The organism is Streptomyces sp. KM273126 (genome assembly GCF_004337435.2).
Lineage (GTDB): Bacteria > Actinomycetota > Actinomycetes > Streptomycetales > Streptomycetaceae > Streptomyces > Streptomyces acidicola.
On record NZ_SJXB02000002.1, the window covers coordinates 1 to 16,802 of the forward strand.

At 69.9% G+C, this 16,802-nt stretch carries 14 protein-coding genes and 2 pseudogenes; 8 read left to right on the forward strand and 8 right to left on the reverse strand.

The annotated features are described in order from the left end of the window. The first annotated feature begins 243 nt into the window (after positions 1 to 243). From E0500_RS30590 to E0500_RS30605, 5 genes and pseudogenes are all read left to right on the forward strand, one after another. Positions 244 to 1,478, forward strand: a pseudogene (locus E0500_RS30590) (glycosyltransferase). Then, positions 1,475 to 1,606, forward strand: coding sequence for a hypothetical protein (locus E0500_RS44435; protein ID WP_258573674.1), 132 nt, complete (start codon positions 1,475 to 1,477; stop codon positions 1,604 to 1,606). The pseudogene E0500_RS30590 and the gene E0500_RS44435 overlap by 4 nt, the downstream one beginning before the upstream one ends. Before the next feature lie 76 nt (positions 1,607 to 1,682). Then, positions 1,683 to 2,111 (forward strand): hypothetical protein, encoded by a 429-nt coding sequence (locus E0500_RS30595; RefSeq protein ID WP_258573825.1) that lies wholly within the window; start codon positions 1,683 to 1,685, stop codon positions 2,109 to 2,111. Positions 2,112 to 2,301: 190 nt separating this feature from the next. Beyond that, entirely contained in the window at positions 2,302 to 3,075 is a 774-nt protein-coding gene (locus tag E0500_RS30600; RefSeq protein ID WP_131569971.1) for an IclR family transcriptional regulator, read from the forward strand. Further along, positions 3,072 to 3,950: an SMP-30/gluconolactonase/LRE family protein gene (locus E0500_RS30605; protein ID WP_131569969.1), complete on the forward strand. Its 879-nt coding sequence runs from the start codon at positions 3,072 to 3,074 to the stop codon at positions 3,948 to 3,950. The genes E0500_RS30600 and E0500_RS30605 overlap by 4 nt, the downstream gene beginning before the upstream one ends. An 82-nt stretch (positions 3,951 to 4,032) precedes the next feature. On the opposite strand, the gene E0500_RS30610 is transcribed toward E0500_RS30605, so the two are convergent. The 3 genes from E0500_RS30610 to E0500_RS30620 all read right to left on the reverse strand — a co-directional run bounded on the left by E0500_RS30610 (position 4,033) and on the right by E0500_RS30620 (position 6,163). Beyond that, positions 4,033 to 5,307 (reverse strand): MAB_1171c family putative transporter, encoded by a 1,275-nt coding sequence (locus E0500_RS30610; RefSeq protein WP_131569967.1) that lies wholly within the window; start codon positions 5,305 to 5,307, stop codon positions 4,033 to 4,035. Next, positions 5,304 to 5,867, reverse strand: coding sequence for a toxin-antitoxin system, toxin component family protein (locus E0500_RS30615; protein ID WP_131569979.1), 564 nt, complete (start codon positions 5,865 to 5,867; stop codon positions 5,304 to 5,306). The genes E0500_RS30610 and E0500_RS30615 overlap by 4 nt, the downstream gene beginning before the upstream one ends. Positions 5,868 to 5,986: 119 nt before the next feature. Next, positions 5,987 to 6,163 (reverse strand): hypothetical protein, encoded by a 177-nt coding sequence (locus tag E0500_RS30620; RefSeq protein WP_165935189.1) that lies wholly within the window; start codon positions 6,161 to 6,163, stop codon positions 5,987 to 5,989. Positions 6,164 to 6,400: 237 nt separating this feature from the next. On the opposite strand from E0500_RS30620, the gene E0500_RS30625 reads away from it, so the two are divergent. Together E0500_RS30625 and E0500_RS30630 are read left to right on the forward strand one after the other, a co-directional pair. Further along, a complete protein-coding gene (locus E0500_RS30625; protein WP_131569965.1) occupies positions 6,401 to 7,915 on the forward strand; it encodes an alpha-N-arabinofuranosidase in 1,515 nt (504 codons plus the stop codon). Between the two features lie 202 nt (positions 7,916 to 8,117). Then, a complete protein-coding gene (locus E0500_RS30630; RefSeq protein WP_131569963.1) occupies positions 8,118 to 9,026 on the forward strand; it encodes a sulfite exporter TauE/SafE family protein in 909 nt (302 codons plus the stop codon). Between the two features lie 94 nt (positions 9,027 to 9,120). Here E0500_RS30630 and E0500_RS30635 read toward each other — a convergent pair whose 3' ends face one another. Beyond that, a complete protein-coding gene (locus E0500_RS30635; protein WP_131569961.1) occupies positions 9,121 to 9,531 on the reverse strand; it encodes an ATP-binding protein in 411 nt (136 codons plus the stop codon). 243 nt (positions 9,532 to 9,774) lie between these two features. Here E0500_RS30635 and E0500_RS30640 point away from each other — a divergent pair. Beyond that, a pseudogene (locus E0500_RS30640) lies at positions 9,775 to 10,847 on the forward strand (arabinan endo-1,5-alpha-L-arabinosidase). Between the two features lie 51 nt (positions 10,848 to 10,898). Here E0500_RS30640 and E0500_RS30645 read toward each other — a convergent pair. The 4 genes from E0500_RS30645 to mmsA form a co-directional block, all read right to left on the reverse strand. Continuing rightward, positions 10,899 to 12,509 (reverse strand): histidinol-phosphate transaminase, encoded by a 1,611-nt coding sequence (locus E0500_RS30645; RefSeq protein ID WP_181587291.1) that lies wholly within the window; start codon positions 12,507 to 12,509, stop codon positions 10,899 to 10,901. Positions 12,510 to 12,688: 179 nt separating this feature from the next. Then, on the reverse strand, positions 12,689 to 13,843 hold the full coding sequence (locus E0500_RS30650) for an aldose epimerase family protein (RefSeq protein WP_131570570.1): 1,155 nt from the start codon (positions 13,841 to 13,843) through the stop codon (positions 12,689 to 12,691). 166 nt (positions 13,844 to 14,009) lie between these two features. Continuing rightward, on the reverse strand, positions 14,010 to 15,254 hold the full coding sequence (gene mmsB / locus E0500_RS30655; protein ID WP_131570568.1) for a multiple monosaccharide ABC transporter permease: 1,245 nt from the start codon (positions 15,252 to 15,254) through the stop codon (positions 14,010 to 14,012). Further along, a complete protein-coding gene (gene mmsA, locus E0500_RS30660) occupies positions 15,251 to 16,801 on the reverse strand; it encodes a multiple monosaccharide ABC transporter ATP-binding protein (protein WP_131570567.1) in 1,551 nt (516 codons plus the stop codon). The genes mmsB and mmsA overlap by 4 nt, the downstream gene beginning before the upstream one ends. Between the last annotated feature and the right edge of the window lies 1 nt (position 16,802).

Genomic DNA, 16,802 nt, shown 5'->3' on the forward strand with positions numbered 1-16,802 from the left:
GTGCGCGACCGGCTCGACGACGTGATCGCCATAGCACGCAAGCCTGGCCCTGGCTGCACGCACGTGCCGTAAAGGCTCACGAGATCCCAAAGGCGAAAGGCAAAAGGCAAAAGCAAAGGCAGAGAGACCCCACTCCCTGCCACTCTCAACCTATAGCGCACCGGGGGGCTTGCGGCAAGGCCCCGGTCGTGCCGCAGGATGGTCGGCCGAGGCCGGAACCTGCGGAATTAGGGGATTTGCGATATGCGTGTGGTGTTGTCGACGTGGGGGTCGCGCGGGGACGTCGAACCGGTGGTGGCCCTCGCGGTGCGATTGCGGGAACTCGGTGCGGAGGTGCGCGTGTGCGCGCCGCCGGATCAGGAGTTCGTGGCGCTGCTGGACCGTGTCGGCCTCCCGTTGGTGCCGCTCGGCCCGACGGTGCGCTCGGTGGTGGCCGGCGAGAAGCCGCCGTCGGCGGAGGCCGCGTTCCGGCTCGCGCCCGAGCTGGTCGCCGCGCGGTTCGACACGCTCTCCACGGTGGCCGAGGGCTGTGACGCGCTGCTGGCGACCGGCCTGATGCCGGTCGGCGCACGCTCGGTGGCCGAGAAGCTGGGCATCCCCTACGTGCTCGCGTGCTTTCACACGCTGGGACTGCCGTCGAGTCACTTCCTCCGGGGCGGCGGCCGGGCAAGCAGTCCTCACCGGAGGAGACCGACATCAAGACGCTGTGGGAGCAGGACGCCCAGCGTGTGAACGAGCTGTACGGCGAGGCGGAGAACAGCCACCGGGCGGCGATCGGCCTGCCACCGGTGGACAACGTCCGTGACTACGTCCTCACCGACCGGCCGTGGCTGGCGGCGGACCCGAACCTGGTCCCATGGCAGGACATGACGGATCTCGACCTCGTGCAGACCGGACCGTGGATCCTGCCGGACGAACGCCCGCTCCCGGAAGGGCTGGAGGCGTTCCTGGACGCCGGGGAGCCGCCGGTGTACGTGGGCTTCGGCAGCATGGCCCTGCGCAACTCGACCGACCCCGCCCGGGTCGCCATCGAGGCGATCCGCGCGCACGGCCGCCGCGTCCTCCTCGCCCGTGGCTGGGCCGACCTGGCCCTGATCGACGACCGGGACGACTGCTTCGTCGTCGGCGAGGTCAACCATCAGGCACTGTTCGGCCGAGTGGCCGCCGTCGTGCACCACGGCGGCGCCGGCACCACGACGGCGGCCGCCCTGGCCGGTGCGCCCCAGCTGGTGGTGCCCCAGGTCGCGGACCAGCCGTACTGGGCCGCCCGGGTGGCCGAGCTGGGCATCGGCGCGGCACACGACGGCCCGACGCCGACCTCCGACTCCCTGTCGGCCGCGCTCACCACGGCCCTGACCCCCGAGACCCGAGCACGGGCGAGGGCCTTGGCCGGCACGATCCGCACCGACGGGGCGACGGTGGCCGCGCAACTGCTCCTCGACGGAGCCGGCCGGGAAGGGCCGCCCGTGTCCGCGTGAACCACAACGACGCCGCGCCGGTGGGTCGCCGGCGGGTGCCGGGCTGCTGGGAGATCTCCACCGTGGCCGTGCCTGGTGGCCGCCGCGTGGTGCTGACAGGTGAGCGGTCACTCGTGGGGAACGTGTGACGTTTCGGTCCGGAATTGCGCTTGGTCGGTGGGGGAGCGGAGACCGCTTTCCGTGAAGCGACCGAAGGGCGGGGGAATGTCCGGGTACGAGGGGCAGGGGTCGACTGCGGGTGGCATGCGGCGGTACGCCGCCGGTTTCGTCGTGCGGCTGACGGAGAGGAACCGGCTGCCGCTGGACTACTCGGTCGCGAGCCTGAGGGTCGTCGACTTCCTTGTCGACGGTCTGCGTAAGGGCGGGGTGGACCGGGAGCGGGTGGCCGGGGCGCTGTTCGGACTCGGGGCGTACGTCGGTGAGGTGCTGGTGCGCCGGGCCGGAGCGGTCTGGGTGGACTTCGACGCCGAGCAGCGCGCGTACTTCGGGCAGCCGGCCGGGGTGCGGATGCCGGACGGGCGGGTGTGGAATCCGCTTGGCAAGGTGGTGAACCGCTTCGAGGTGGGGCGGGAGGAGTCGTTGCAGACCTTCTACCTGCTTCTGCACGGGCGGGTCCGGCAGGAAGTCGCCTGAGGGCGGATGTGTGCGGGGTGCCGCCGCGTGGCCGTCCACGCGTGCGGCCCCGCGCAACACACGCACCTCATACCCCGGGTGCCCGACCATTGCCCGGTCGAGCTCACTATGACTAGCCTGTGTTCGTCATGCCGATCGACTGTTGAAATCTCGAACGCAGTCACCAAGGACGCAAGGGAGGGGGCCTGTCGTGGGACGCCTAGTACCTGCCGTGACCAGGGCTCTCGACATAATGGAGCTCTTCCTGGACGGGGACGGCACGCTGTCCGCCCCCGACATCGTGCGCAAGCTGCAACTGCCGCGCACCACCGTGCACGAGCTGGTCACCACGCTCGCCGCCCGGTCGTACATCGTCCCGGTACCGGGACAACCGGGACGTTACCGGCTCGGCGTACGTCCCTACCAGCTCGGGAGCCGTTACGCCGAGCATCTCGACCTCGCCGCCGAGGGCCAGCAGGTCGCCCGGTCCGTCGCCGAAACCTGTGACGAGACGGTGCACGTGGCGATCCTGGAGGGCGCGGACGTCATCTACATCGCCAAGGTCGACTCCACGCACGCCGTCCGCATGGTGTCCGCCGCCGGGCGCCGGCTGCCCGCGCACTGCACCTCGGTCGGCAAGATGCTCCTCGCCTCCCTTCCCGAGCACGAGCTCACCGCCCGCATCCCGGACGACGCGGACCTGGTCCGGATGACGCCCAACAGCATCACCGACCCGGCCGCCCTGCGCGAGGCCCTGACCGAGATCCGCCGGCGCGGGATCGCGGTCGAGAGCCGCGAGTCCAACCCGGACGTCTCCTGCGTGGCCGCCCCGGTCCACGACCGCACCGGCCGCGTCGTCGCCGCGCTCTCCATCTCGGTGCCCATGATCCGCTGGAGCGACGAGCGCCGCGCCGAGCTGGAGGAACTCGCGGCCAAAGGCGCGGCGGAACTGTCGGAGCGCCTCGGGTACCGGAGCATGGCATGACGGGCGCAAAGGGTTACGAGATCGCGGTACGGGACCACGCGGCCCTCGGCGAGGGCCCCACCTGGGACACCGCCGCCCAGCGGCTGATCTGGGTCGACATCCTCGGCTCCCGCGTCCACACCTACGACCCCGTCTCCGGCCGCCGCACGGTCATGGTCACTGAACAGCACGTGGGCGCCGCGAAGCCGCGCGCGGGCGGCGGGCTGGTGCTCAACCTGCGGGACGGCGTGGGTCTGCGCGACACCGACGGCGGTTTCCGCTGGCTGCACCACGACCCGGTGCCGGGCCGCCGCGCCAACGACGCCGCCGTGGCCCCCGACGGTTCCCTCTGGTCGGGCACCATGCGCTACGACGAGGCCCCGGGCGGCGGCACCCTGTCCCACCTCACGCCCGACGGCACGGTCCGTACGGTCCTCGACGACGTCGCCGTGAGCAACGGCATCGGCTGGAGTCCGGACGGCCGCCTGATGTACTACATCGACTCCCCGACCCGCCGCGTCGACGTCTTCGACGTGGGAGTGGGAGAGGGGGCAGAGGGAGAGGGGCAGCAGATCTCCCACCGGCGGCCGTTGGCGGCCATCGAGGACGGTGCCGGCTTCCCCGACGGCCTCACGGTCGACGCCGACGGCTGCGTCTGGGTGGCCCTCTGGGACGGCGGAGCGGTCCGCCGCTACACCCCCGACGGCACCCTCGACCGCGTCATCCCCCTCCCCGTCCCCCGCCCCACGGCCTGCGCCTTCGGCGGGCCCGACCTGACGGACCTCTACATCACCACGGCCGCCACGGGCCTGACGGCACCTCCGCCCCTGTCGGGTTCGCTGCTGGTGATCCCGGGCGCGGGCAAGGGTGTGGAGCAGCCGGCGTTCGGGGGCTGATCACGCGCGGGCTGATCCATCGCGGGCGCCGCCCTCAGGGGCGGGGCCCGCGTCCGTCAGCGGCGCGCCTCCTCCCTGACGGTCAGTCATGTGCGGGCACGCTCTCTGCCGCTGTGGCCGCCAGGCTGCGGACGGCCTCGATCTCGTCGATGTGGCGGAGGACCTGGGACACGGCCTCGATCTCCCGCAGGGGGGCGGCGGTGTCCGGGGAGGCCGTCGCGTCACGGTCGACCGGGCGCTTCCGCGCGGCCACGGCGTCCTGGACCGTCACGGCGGCGGCGAGCGCCCGCGCCCGGCCCGGCGTGTGGCCGAGCGAGACGGCCGCCGCGTACGACCGGCGTCGCAGGTCCTCGTCGAAGTGGCGGGCCAGTTGCAGCAGGACGTCGCGGATGAAGGTCTCGCGGCGCGTCAGGCGCAACTCCGGACCGCCCCGAACGGTGAGGGGCACAGCGGAGCCGGTGACCGTGCGCAGCAGGAGGTACAGGGGCCGCAGCCGCCAGTGGCTCAGCCGTACCCGCCAGCGGCCGTGGAGGTACTGGCCGGCGTGCGGAAGGATGAAGCCGATCGCGACGAGGATGGCGGAGAGGGCGGCCACGGGCGGCGCCAGGTCCGTGGACAGCCAGTCCAGGTCGTGGCCGGTCCAGCGGGCGACGACGGCGGAGATCTTGGCGGCGTCGTAGACCAGGTTCAGCGCGTATCCGACGCCGAGGGACTTCAGGCCCCAGCGCAGCCAGGCGTCGAGTCCGTCCGTGCGGACCCAGTTGCGCACCAGCCGGTAGGTGATCAGGACGGCCACGGTGTGCGCGAGGAGGTAGAGGACGATCTCCTCGCGCATGAAGGGCGTGGTGGCGTAGTACGTGTCGAGGTCGCGCAGCCGTTCCACGGGGGTGTCCGCCAGCGCGAACAGCACCCACAGGACGACGATCACCGCGCTGTAGACACCGACCACCCACCGCATGGCGCGCCGGGTCGCCGCCGAGCGGTCGGAGAGCCCGCCCCGCCACGCGATGATCAGCAGCAGACAGGACGCGCAGAACGCGGTGATCAGGGAGTACACCCAGGGCGCCGAGAAGTTCGGCACGCCCGTGATCCGGTTCACCCAGGCGATGGTCGCCGGCACCGCGAAGGTGAAGACCGCGCAGGCGAGCACCAGCAGTCCGCCGACGGCGCGCAGCAGCGGGTCCCTCCACAGTTTGACGATGCTCGGCAGCTTGATGACCAGGGCGGCGGTGAGTACCGCCGTCGGTATCCAGAACGAGATGTACAGCTCACCGAGGAAGCCCGCGGGATCCCATGCCAGGTGCTGTGCCACGGCGCTCGCCGGAAGGCCCGCTGCCGGGCCCGTCTCGGAGGTCATCTCCGCGACCTGCTCTGCGGCCCGCTCTGTGGCCCGCCGTAACCGAGGTAGGTCTGGAGAGCTTTCCCGACCGGGTCGTCGGGCCGGTGACCGTCCTGTTCCGAACCGGCCATCCACATGCGGAGATTGGTGGCGAGCCGGTGGCCGAAGTCCTCGGCCTCGCGCTCGTCGGCCTCGTGGGAGCCGTTGCGGGCGGCAATTGCCAGGGCGTGCTCCCGCCAGCCGGGCTCGTCGGTCAGTGCGCGGACGGCGGTCGCGCCGGCCGCGTGGTGGTGACCGTGCCCGGCGTGCATGTGCCACAACTCGTGGCCCAGGATGACGAGTTGCTGCACCGCCTCGGCCCGCTCCTCGACGATGACCAGGTCGAAGTCCTGGAACTCCAGCCAGAGCCCGGTGACCTCGATCTCGTCGGGGAACCGCTCGAACCGCAACTCGACCCGACGCCCGCCCCTGCGCTCGCTCATCGCCTCACACAGGGCGCCGCACAACTCCCGTACACCGACCGGCGCTTCGAGGCGTGCCTGGAGCCCGGCGGTGAGCTCGCCCGCGAGGTCCCGCATCCCGGCCCCGGCCCGCGAGGCGGCCAGGGCTGCCGCGATCCGGGCGCCGGCACTGGTGCCCACGAGTGAGGTGACGGTCCGGGTGACGGCCCCACGGGCACGCGAACCGGAGCCGGCGCTCATCGGGTCTCCACCGCTTCGTCCTCGCCGCCCCTGCTTGGCAGCGCCCCGACCTCGCTCTCTCGCGGCGCCGTTCTCCTGGACAGGTCCCGTACGTCGAGGAGTTCGGCCCGGTCGAGTCCGGTCCCGGCGATCCGCGTCTCGATGCGCGCGAGTGACAGTGACAGAGCAAGCACGGCCCGACAGTACGCGCCCGCGTTTGTCGACACCATGAAAATTCAACGTTCGTTGTCCGGGGCGGAACGATCGTCGCCGCCGAAACCCTCACCACCGCACACGAGAGTCGCGCCCGCCCCATTGACGTGCAGGCGTATCGAATTTACGGTCCCGTCCGAACTTACGGTCATGATTCGATATGTCGAACAGTATGCGCCAGGCCGTTGCCCCAAAGCACCGCACCCCGAAGGGACACCATGCGCCCCGCCCGCTTCACCCTCGACCCCGCCTTCACTGTCGGCGAGGTCAACCCCCGTATCTTCGGTTCGTTCGTCGAGCACCTCGGCCGCTGCGTCTACACCGGTGTGCACGAGCCGGACCACCCGTCGGCCGACGAGGCGGGCCTCCGCACCGACGTGCTGGACCTCGTCCGCGAACTCGGCGTCACCACGATCCGCTACCCCGGCGGCAACTTCGTCTCCGGCTACAAGTGGGAGGACTCGGTGGGCCCGGCGGAGGACCGCCCCCGACGCCTCGACCTCGCCTGGCGCTCCACGGAGACGAACCAGTTCGGGCTCTCGGAGTACATCGCCTTCCTCAGGAAGATCGGCCCGCAGGCCGAGCCCATGATGGCCCTCAACCTCGGCACCCGAGGCGTGGCCGAGGCCCTGGAACTCCAGGAATACGCCAACCACCCCTCCGGCACGGCCCTTTCGGACCTCCGTGTCTCGCACGGCGACAAGGACCCCTTCGGCATCAGGCTGTGGTGCCTCGGGAACGAGATGGACGGCCCGTGGCAGACCGGGCACAAGACCGCCCAGGAGTACGGCCGCCTCGCCGCCGAGACCGCCCGCGCCATGCGCCAGATCGACCCTGAAGTCGAACTCGTCGCCTGCGGCTCCTCCAACCAGTCCATGCCCACCTTCGCCGAGTGGGAGGCGACGGTCCTGGCGGAGACGTACGACCTCGTCGACTACGTCTCGCTGCACGCCTACTACTGGCCCACCGACGGCGACCTCGACTCCTTCCTCGCCTCCGCCGTCGACATGGAGTCCTTCATCGACAACGTCGTCGCCACCTGCGACCACATGGGCGCCCGGCTCAAGTCCAAGAAGAAGATCAACCTCTCCTTCGACGAGTGGAACGTCTGGTACCTCCCCCGCTGGGAGGAGCACGCCAGGACCGCCGACCCCAGCGACTGGCCGGAGGCCCCGCGCCTGCTGGAGGACAACTACAGCGTCACGGACGCCGTCGTCTTCGGCTCCCTGCTCATCGCGCTGCTCCGGCACGCCGACCGCGTAACCGTCGCCTGCCTCGCCCAGCTCGTCAACGTCATCGCGCCGATCATGACCGAGCCGGGCGGCCCCGCCTGGCGGCAGACCACGTTCTTCCCGTTCGCGCAGGCCTCCCGGTACGGGCGCGGCCAGGTCCTCGACGTACGGGTCGACTCACCGACGTACGAGACGGAGAAGTACGGCGAGACGGACCTGCTGCACGCCACGGCCGTGCGCGGGGAGGACGGCTCGGTCACCGTCTTCGCCGTCAACCGCAGCCGCACCGAGTCGCTCCCGCTGGAAGTCGCCCTGAACGGGCTGGAGCTGGCCTCGGTCGTCGAGCACAGCGCGCTCGCGGACGCCGACCCGGACGCCCGGAACACCCTCGACGAGCCGGAACGTGTCACACCGCACCCCGTCGAGGGCGCGACCCTCCGCGACGGCGCGCTGCACGCCGTCCTGGAGCCGCTGTCCTGGAATGTGATCCGACTCCGTTAGCCGCACAGCCGCAGCCGTACAGCGGTCGGGGAGTGCCCGTAGCCCGGTAGCCCATATCCCATAGCCGTGGCGCGCGGGCGCTCCCCCACAGGATCGTCACATCGTCCTAATGCGTTCCTCAGTTTCTCCCCTTATCGTCGGCCCGGCCCATCAATCCCTACCTACCCGGTGGGAAAACCAGGAAAAGGGGAGGCGGACGTACATGCGGACGCTGGTACTGCTCGCACTCGCGGGCCTCGGCGCCCAACTCGTGGACGGCAGTCTGGGCATGGCCTACGGAGTGACCTCCACCACTCTGCTGCTCGCGATGGGCACCAACCCGGCGGCGGCCTCGGCCACGGTCCACCTCGCCGAGATCGGCACCGCGCTGATGTCGGGCGCCTCGCACTGGCGGTTCGGCAACGTGGACTGGAAGGTCGTGGCGAAGATCGGTGTGCCGGGCGCGGTCGGCGCGTTCCTGGGGGCGACCGTGCTGTCCACCCTGTCCACCGAGGTCGCCGAGCCGGTCATGTCGCTGATCCTGCTGGGGCTCGGGCTGTATGTCATGACCCGCTTCACCTTCCGTGGTCTGCCCAAGGACCGGCTGGGCAAGCCGCTGCGGAAACGGTTCCTGTCGCCGCTCGGGCTGGTCGCCGGGTTCCTGGACGCGACGGGCGGGGGCGGCTGGGGTCCGGTCGGTACGCCGGCGTTGCTCGCCAGCGGCCGGATGGAGCCGCGCAAGGTGATCGGCTCCATCGACACGAGTGAGTTCCTGGTCGCAATCGCGGCCAGCCTCGGATTCCTGTTCTCGCTCGGCTCCCAGGGCGTCGACTTCACATGGGTCCTGGCGTTCCTGCTGGGCGGGCTGATCGCCGCGCCGATCGCGGCGTGGCTCGTGCGGTTGGTGCCGCCGCGGGTACTCGGGTCCGCGGTCGGCGGGGTCATCATCGTCACCAACGTCCGTACGCTGCTCAGGAGTGACTGGGTCGGGGCGACGGGCGCCGTGAGTACGGCCGTGTACGTGCTGCTGTATGCGCTGTGGGCCGCGGGGCTGGCCTACTCGATCCGGGCGTATCGGAAAGAGAAGGCCACGGAGCCGGCGGTCGAGGAGCCGCAGACGGTGGGCGCCTGAGCGGCCCCGCAGGAACTCCGGCTGCGGACGTGCGCCCGTACGCTCATGCGGCCGCGCGCCCGTGCGGAAGTGCGTCCGTACGCCCGCGTGGCCGTCAGCGCAGGCGCATCGCCAGCGTCACCGCGGCCCCCGTCGCGCCCGCCGCGATGGTGAGGCGGTCGGTGACCAGGCGGGCGAGCCAGAGGCCGCGGCCGGAGCGGGTGTTGTCGAGGCCGGGGAGGAGCTCGGGGATGGCGGGCGTGAAGCCGGGGCCGTTGTCCGTGATCCGGCACTCCAGCTCGCCGGTCAGGCGGCGGAGTTCGAGGTGGCCGCGCCCGCCCGCGTGCTCGACGGCGTTGTCGGCGATCTCGCTGATGGCGAGGGTGAACTCACCCAGCCGCACCCCCGCCAGGCCCTCGGCGGCCGCTGTGTCCTCCACCAGGGCGCGCAGCACGGACAGGTTCGCTCCTGTGAAGTTCCGTTTCAACAGGACCGTTTCGGAGCCCTCAAGGCCACTCAACCGCATAAATCCACGCTAGCCGGGCCACGGGCATCCATGCGCGAACTACCGGCGGGGGGCAGAGACCGGCCGGAGTTGTGCGTTCGTGATCGCGAAATGACCTCTTCCGGTCGACGGTCGTCGCTCGCCTGACGCGAGTTGCCGGAGTTGCCCGGGTGAGAAGCGTTGACGCGCAAGCGCTTCGACTCTACGGTTCGGGCGCACCAGTTGTCCGACCGAGCGGCCGCCGTTCGTCATGCCGGACGCTCGATGCCGGACGCCCCATGCCGGGCGGCGGAGTCAGGTAACCCCCCAACTCCCCAGGAGGTTCCGTATGAGCCGCACCTCCCGCACCCCGGCGCCCGCCGCACCTCCCGCACCCCCCGAAGAACCGCTCTCCTCGGCTTCCCCGCTGCCGTCCTGCTCGCCCTCGTCCCCGGTACGGCGAACGCGTACCCGAACCCCGGGCGTGTCACCGGATCGACGGTCGTCCACGACCCGACGATGGTCCGCACCTCGTCCGGCCAGTACCTGCTGTACGCCACCGGCGGCGGCCTCGCAACAAGACGTCCACCGACCGCATCGCCTTCAGCGCGGGCGCGGACGCGTTCCGCACGAAACCGGGCTGGTGGTCCACCTACTCCTCCGTACCGGAGGCATGGGCGCCGGACATCTCGTACCACGGCGGCAGATACCTGATGTACTACTCGGTCTCGTCCTTCGGTTCGCAGAACTCGGCCATCGGGCTGGCCACCTCGGCCACGGGACAGCCCGGCAGCTGGACCGACAACGGCATCGTCCACACGTCCAGCTCCGCCACCGACTACAACGCCATCGACCCCAACCTCTTCGTCGACGACGACGGCAAGTGGTGGCTGTCCTTCGGCAGCTGGTGGTCCGGGATCAAGATGATTCAGATCAACCCGTCGACCGGAAAACAGCTCTCGTCCAACACCACGCGCTACTCGCTCGCGTCCCGTCCGACCGGCACCAAGGCCGTCGAGGCCCCGTTCATCGTCAAACGGGGCGGCTCCTACTACCTCTTCGCCTCGTACGACACCTGCTGCGCCGGCACCAGCTCCACCTACAAGGTCAAGGTCGGCCGTGCGGGCAGTGTCACCGGCCCGTACCGCGACAAGAACGGCGTCGCGATGACCGACAACGGCGGCACGCCCGTACTAGAGTCGCACGGCAGCGTCATCGGCCCCGGCGGCCAGTCGATCCTGGGCGACGCCGACGGCGACCTGATCGTCTACCACTACTACGACGGCACCGACAACGGGACGCCCAAACTCGGTATCAACCTCCTGGACTGGAGCAGCGGTTGGCCCGTTGCCTACTGAACCCGGCACTGAACCCCGGAACCCCCGGAATCCCGGTGCCGCACCCCTCGCTCAGATCGCGCCCGCAGCCGGCCAGCCCAGCGGCTCGGGCTGGCCCTCCGGGGCCGTGCGGCCGCGGACCTGGGCCGCTGTGAGGCCCTGGGCGGCGCCCATCGCCCGGCGGTTGGCGGCGGCGGCCATACCGGGCATGCCGGTCTGTGCGACCGGCTGGAGGCCGGCGGCCGGAGCGGGGGCCATGCCGGGCATGGCGGCCACGTTCGGCAACGAGGGCATCTGGGGCATCGATGCGGCGGCCGGAGCCGGGACCGGAGTGGGTATCGGTGCGGGTATCGGCGCGGGTGCGGGGACCGGAGCGGGCGCCGGTGTCGGCATCGGGGCAGGGGCGGGGGCGGGTGCCGGGGTCGAGGCCAGGTTCGGCATTCCCATCGCCTGGGCGGCCAGGCCCTGCATGCCCGCGCCGTTGGTCTCACTCATCAGTCGGTCCACGGCCGCCGTACCCGAGCTGTAGCTGGTCCCGGTGCTCAGCTCGGGTACGGCGGCTCCCCTCCTGGACCCGTACAGCACCGACTCCAGGCCGGACACCAGGCGACGCACATCCACCTCGGGTCGGACCACGAGCCGCAGGAAGCGACTGGATGAGCCGATCTTGTTGCCGCACTCACGGACCAGGATCCGGTGCTCGGTGAGCAGCCGGTCCCGGACCACGGTGCCCTCGGCGCCTACGGGAAGGCGCACGAAGAGGAAGTTGCCCTGCGACGGGTAGACCGTCAGACCGGGCAGGTTGGAGAGCAGCCGGGCCATCTCCAGGCGGTCTCTGCGCACCTGGTGGAGGCTCTCCATGTATTCGGCGCCGTGGTCCTTGAGCATGAACACCACGGTCTCCGCGAAGGAGTTGAGGTTCCACTTGGGCAGCATCGAGCGGACCTTCCCGGCGAGTGCCGGGTTGGCGACCATGTAGCCGAAGCGGATGCCGTGCAGACCGAAGTTCTTGCCGAGGCTGCGCAGCACGACGACGTTGGGCCGCATCACCGCGTCCGCGACCGTGCTCGGGTCGGCCTCGGCGTCGGCGAACTCCAGGAACGACTCGTCGATGACGACCAGGTCCAGGTCCGCCATCGCGTCCATGAACTGCACCAGCGCGTGGCGGTGGAGGAAGCCGCCGTCCGGGTTGTTCGGGTTGCAGATGACGGCGACCTTCGTGCCGCGCTGGCGGATGAACTCGGCGTACTGCGCGAGGTCCAGAGCGAAGCCGCTCGACTCCTGGAGCGGGAACATGTCGACGCGCTTGCCGGTCTCCATCGGCTGGTCGGTCCAGCGGCCGAAGGTGGGGACGGGGATGGCGAGGGACTCGCGGACCAGCAGGTGGTCGATCCAGGTGATGAGCTCGGTCGAGCCGTTGCCCATCGCCACGCACTGCGGCGGCAGTTGGAGGAGGTTGCAGAGCTCGGAGGTGATGGTGTCGGCGCTGCTCGGGTAGTACGTGATGATCTCGCGCAGCCGGCCCGCCAGGTCGTCGAACATGGCGGGTGTGGGGAAGTAGGGGTTGCACGGGATGCAGAAGTCGATCGGCCCGACGCCTTCACCGCCCTCGCGCGTCAGCGCAGCCATCGACGGGCTGTGCGCTGCCGTGCTGCGGAAGAGAGAGGCGACGTTCCCGGCCATGAAACCTCCGTTGGGGGCGGGCCCGTTGGGGACGACCGGGCCCGACAACTATGGGTGGCCCGTGCGGGGGAGCACGGGCCACCCATAGATACGCGGGCTTCGGTGACGCTGTTCAACCGCTAAGAAATTGGTGAGAACTTGTGAGTCACCTGTGAAGATTGATCAGTTGGCGAAGGCTATCAGTTGAAGGAGTGGACCGTCGTCGAGCGGTACACCTGCCCCGGCCGGAGCACCGTCGACGGGAAACCCGGCTGGTTCGGCGAGTCCGGGAAGTGCTGCGTCTCCAGGCAGAGGGCGTCGCCCTGGCGGTAGATGTGGCCGCCGGAGCCGGCGAACGTGCCGTCGAGGAAGTTGCCCGAGTAGAACTGCACGCCCGGCTCGGTGGTCGCGATCTGCAGAGAACGGCCGGAGGACGGGTCCTTCAGCGACGCGATCTGCTCGGGCGCCGCCGTGATGCCTTTGTCGAGCACCCAGTTGTGGTCGAATCCCTGGCCGTACAGCAGCTGCTGGTGCGCCTCGCGGATGTCCTCGCCGACCGTCTTGGTCCGGCGGAAGTCGAAGGGGGACCCCGTGACGGGCTCCAGCTCACCGGTGGGGATCAGGCCGGAGTCCACGGGGGTGTACCGGGAGGCGGCGATCTTCAGCTCGTGGTCGTAGACCGTGCCGTTGCCCTCGCCGGCGAGGTTCCAGTAGACGTGGCTGGTGAGGTTGACGACCGTGGCCTTGTCGGTGGTGGCCTCGTAGTCGATGCGCCAGTCGCCGTGCGCGGTGAGGGTGTACGTGACCTTGGCCTTGAGAGTGCCGGGGTAGCCCATCTCGCCGTCGACGCTCGTGTAGTACAGATGCAGCCCGACGTCGGAGCCCTTGGTGAACGGCTCGACGTCCCAGACGCGCTTGTCGAAGCCCTGGGCGCCGCCGTGCAGGCTGTTCGCGCCGTCGTTGACGGAGAGCTGGTGGCTGGTGCCGTCGAGGGTGAAGCGGCCCTTGTCGATGCGGTTGCCGTACCGGCCGATCAGGGCGCCGAAGTACGGGCTCTTGGCGACGTAGTCCTCGATGTTGTCGAAGCCCAGGGAGACGTTCGCGTACCGGCCCCTGCGGTCCGGGATCTCCAGGGACTGCACGATTCCGCCGTACGACAGGACCTTCATACGTGTGCCGCCGTTCGCCAGCGACCAGCTGTGGACCCTGGTGCCGTCGGCGAGCTTGCCGAAGAGCTTCTTCACGGGCTTCTGACTGCCTCCCTTGGCCTGTGCCGGGCCGGCCGCGCCGACCGTGGCGGCGGCGATGCCCGCGGCGGTGGCTCCGGCGATGACCGTACGTCTGCTCATGTCCATGTGCGGCTCCCTTTTTTGGCTCGGTTCGCCTCGGGGGCGCTGCTGTGTCGCTATGCGCCTGCCGGCGCGTGGCTGTGCCGAGAGCCCGGCCAGGCGCGCCCCTTCGGCTCACTCGCCCAATGGAGTTGAAGTGGTAGAGCCCCGCCGGAAGGCGGGGCCCATGGACTTACGAACCGACCCTGCGCTTGTTCCACACGTCGAACCCGACCGCCGCCAGGAGCACCAGGCCCTTGATGACCTGCTGCCAGTCGGTGCCGATGCCGACGAGGTTCATACCGTTGTTCAGCACGCCCAGGACCAGGCCACCGATGATCGCGCCGAGGACGGTGCCGACACCGCCGCTCATCGACGCCCCGCCGATGAACGAGGCCGCGATCGCCTCCAGCTCGAAGTTGAGGCCGGCCTTGGGCGAGGCCGCGTTGAAGCGGGCGGCGAAGACCAGACCCGCCAGGGCCGCGAGCATGCCCATGTTCAGGAAGACCAGGAAGGTGACCTTCTTGTCCTTCACACCCGACAGCTTGGCCGCGGGCAGGTTGCCGCCGATCGCGTAGATGTGCCTGCCGATGACCGCGTTGCGCATCACGTAGCCGAAGCCGACAACCAGCACGCCGAGGATCAACAGCACGATCGGGGCGCCCTTGTAGCTGGCGAGCAGCATCGTGACGGTGAGGACGGCGGCGACCAGCGCGACCAGCTTGAGCAGGAACAGCTTGCCGGGCAGCACGTCCAGAGCGAACTCCTGCTGCCGCTTGCGGTCGCGGACCTCCTGCAGCACCACGAACGCGATCACGACGAGGCCGAGCAGCAGGGTGAGGTTGTGGTAGTTGGTCTCCGGGCCGGCCTCGGGCAGGAAGCCGTTGGCGACCTTCTGCAGACCCTCGGGGAACGGGCCGATCGTCTGGCCCTCCAGGAAGATCTCGGTCAGACCGCGGAACAGCAGCATGCCCGCGAGGGTCACGATGAACGACGGTATGCCGAAGTACGCGATGAGGAAGCCCTGCGCGGCTCCCGCGGCCGCGCCGATGGCCAGGCACAGCAGCAGGGCGAGCGGCCAGGCCACGTCGTGGTTGACCATCAGCACGGCTCCCACCGCGCCCACGAACGCCGTCAGCGAGCCGACCGACAGGTCGATGTGGCCCGCGATGATGACGAGCATCATGCCGATCGCGAGGATCAGGATGTAGCTGTTCTGCAGCACCAGGTTGGAGACGTTGCGCGGCAGCAGCAGGTCGCCGTCGGTCCACACGGCGAACAGCACGACGATCAGGCCGAGGGCGATCAGCATGCCGTACTGCCGCATGTTGCGGCGCATGCCCTCCAGCATCAGCTGCAGCAGTCCCTCGCCCGCGGCCGACCCGCTCTTGCCGGGCGGCGCCGGGGCCGGCGTCTTGGCGGTCACATCCGTGCTCATCGGGTTACCTCTTTGTCCTTCGTCATCTGGCGCATCAGCGACTCCTGCGAGGCCTCGGCCCGCTGGAACTCACCGGTCAGCCGCCCGGCGGCCATGGTGTAGATGCGGTCACACATACCGAGCAGTTCCGGCAGCTCGGAGGAGATGAAGACGACCGCCTTGCCCTCGGCCGCCAGTTGGTCGATGACCGTGTAGATCTCGTACTTGGCGCCCACGTCGATACCGCGCGTCGGCTCGTCCAGGATCAGCACATCCGGACCCGCGAAGATCCACTTGCTGAGGACGACCTTCTGCTGGTTGCCGCCGGACAGCTTGCCCACCGGCTCGAAGACGGTCGGGGCCTTGATGTTCATCGACTTGCGGAAGCCCTCGGCGACCTGCCGCTCCTCGTGCTCGTCCACGACACCGCGCTTGGCCACCCTCCCCAGGGCGCTGAGCGAGATGTTGCGGTTGATGGTGTCGATGAGGTTCAGGCCGTAGTGCTTGCGGTCCTCGGTGACGTAGGCGATGCCGTGCTTGACCGCCTCGGGCACGGACTTCGTACGGATCTCCTTGCCGTCCTTGAGGACCGTGCCGCCCGCGTAGCGGCCGTAGGTGCGGCCGAAGACGCTCATCGCGAGCTCGGTGCGCCCGGCGCCCATGAGGCCCGCGATGCCGACGATCTCCCCGCGCCGCACCTGGATCGACACATCGTCGACGACCTTGCGCTGCTGGTCGATCGGGTGGTGCACGGTCCAGTTGCGGATCTCCAGGGCCGGGGCCGCGCCCTCCTCGGGCTCGTGCGGCGTCCGCTCGGGGAAGCGGTGCTCCAGGTCGCGGCCGACCATCCCGCTGATGATCCGGTCCTCGGTGGTCTCCGCGGCCTTCACGTCGAGTGTCTCGATGGTGCGCCCGTCGCGGAGGATCGTCACCGAGTCGGCGACCCGGCGGATCTCGTTGAGCTTGTGGGAGATGATGATCGAGGTGATGCCCTGCTTCTTCAGCTCCAGGATCAGGTCCAGGAGCTTGCCGCTGTCCTCGTCGTTCAGCGCGGCGGTCGGCTCGTCCAGGATGAGCAGCTTCACCTTCTTCGACAGCGCCTTCGCGATCTCCACCAGCTGCTGCTTGCCCACGCCGATGTCGGCTACGCGGGTGTCCGGGTGGTCGGAGAGACCGACCCGGCGCAGCAGTTCGGTGGCGTGCCTGAGCGTCTCGGTCCAGCTGATGATCCCGCGCGTGGCGTGCTCGTTGCCGAGGAAGATGTTCTCCGCGAGGGAGAGGTAGGGCACCAGTGCCAGTTCCTGGTGGATGATCACGATGCCGTGCTGCTCGCTCGCCCGGATGCCCTTGAAGTGGCAGACCTCTCCCTCGAAGAGGATCTCGCCCTCGTAGGTGCCGTGCGGGTGGACGCCGGAGAGGACCTTCATCAGGGTCGACTTGCCGGCGCCGTTCTCCCCGCAGATGGCGTGGACCTCGCCCTGCTGGACGGTCAGCGTGACGTCCGACAGCGCCTTGACGCCGGGAAAGGTCTTGACGATCGAGCGCATTTCCAGGACGGGTCCCGCCATG

Coding starts and splice junctions, on each gene's coding strand:
- E0500_RS30595 (WP_258573825.1), top strand. CDS start 1,683: ATGTCCGGGTACGAGGGGCAGGGGTCGACTGCGGGTGGCATGCGGCGG.
- E0500_RS30605 (WP_131569969.1), top strand. CDS start 3,072: ATGACGGGCGCAAAGGGTTACGAGATCGCGGTACGGGACCACGCGGCC.
- E0500_RS30610 (WP_131569967.1), bottom strand. CDS start 5,307: ATGACCTCCGAGACGGGCCCGGCAGCGGGCCTTCCGGCGAGCGCCGTG.
- E0500_RS30615 (WP_131569979.1), bottom strand. CDS start 5,867: ATGCGGGACCTCGCGGGCGAGCTCACCGCCGGGCTCCAGGCACGCCTC.
- E0500_RS30625 (WP_131569965.1), top strand. CDS start 6,401: ATGCGCCCCGCCCGCTTCACCCTCGACCCCGCCTTCACTGTCGGCGAG.
- E0500_RS30630 (WP_131569963.1), top strand. CDS start 8,118: ATGCGGACGCTGGTACTGCTCGCACTCGCGGGCCTCGGCGCCCAACTC.
- E0500_RS30635 (WP_131569961.1), bottom strand. CDS start 9,531: ATGCGGTTGAGTGGCCTTGAGGGCTCCGAAACGGTCCTGTTGAAACGG.
- E0500_RS30645 (WP_181587291.1), bottom strand. CDS start 12,509: ATGGCCGGGAACGTCGCCTCTCTCTTCCGCAGCACGGCAGCGCACAGC.
- E0500_RS30650 (WP_131570570.1), bottom strand. CDS start 13,843: ATGGACATGAGCAGACGTACGGTCATCGCCGGAGCCACCGCCGCGGGC.
- mmsB (WP_131570568.1), bottom strand. CDS start 15,254: ATGAGCACGGATGTGACCGCCAAGACGCCGGCCCCGGCGCCGCCCGGC.
- mmsA (WP_131570567.1), bottom strand. CDS start 16,801: ATGGCGGGACCCGTCCTGGAAATGCGCTCGATCGTCAAGACCTTTCCC.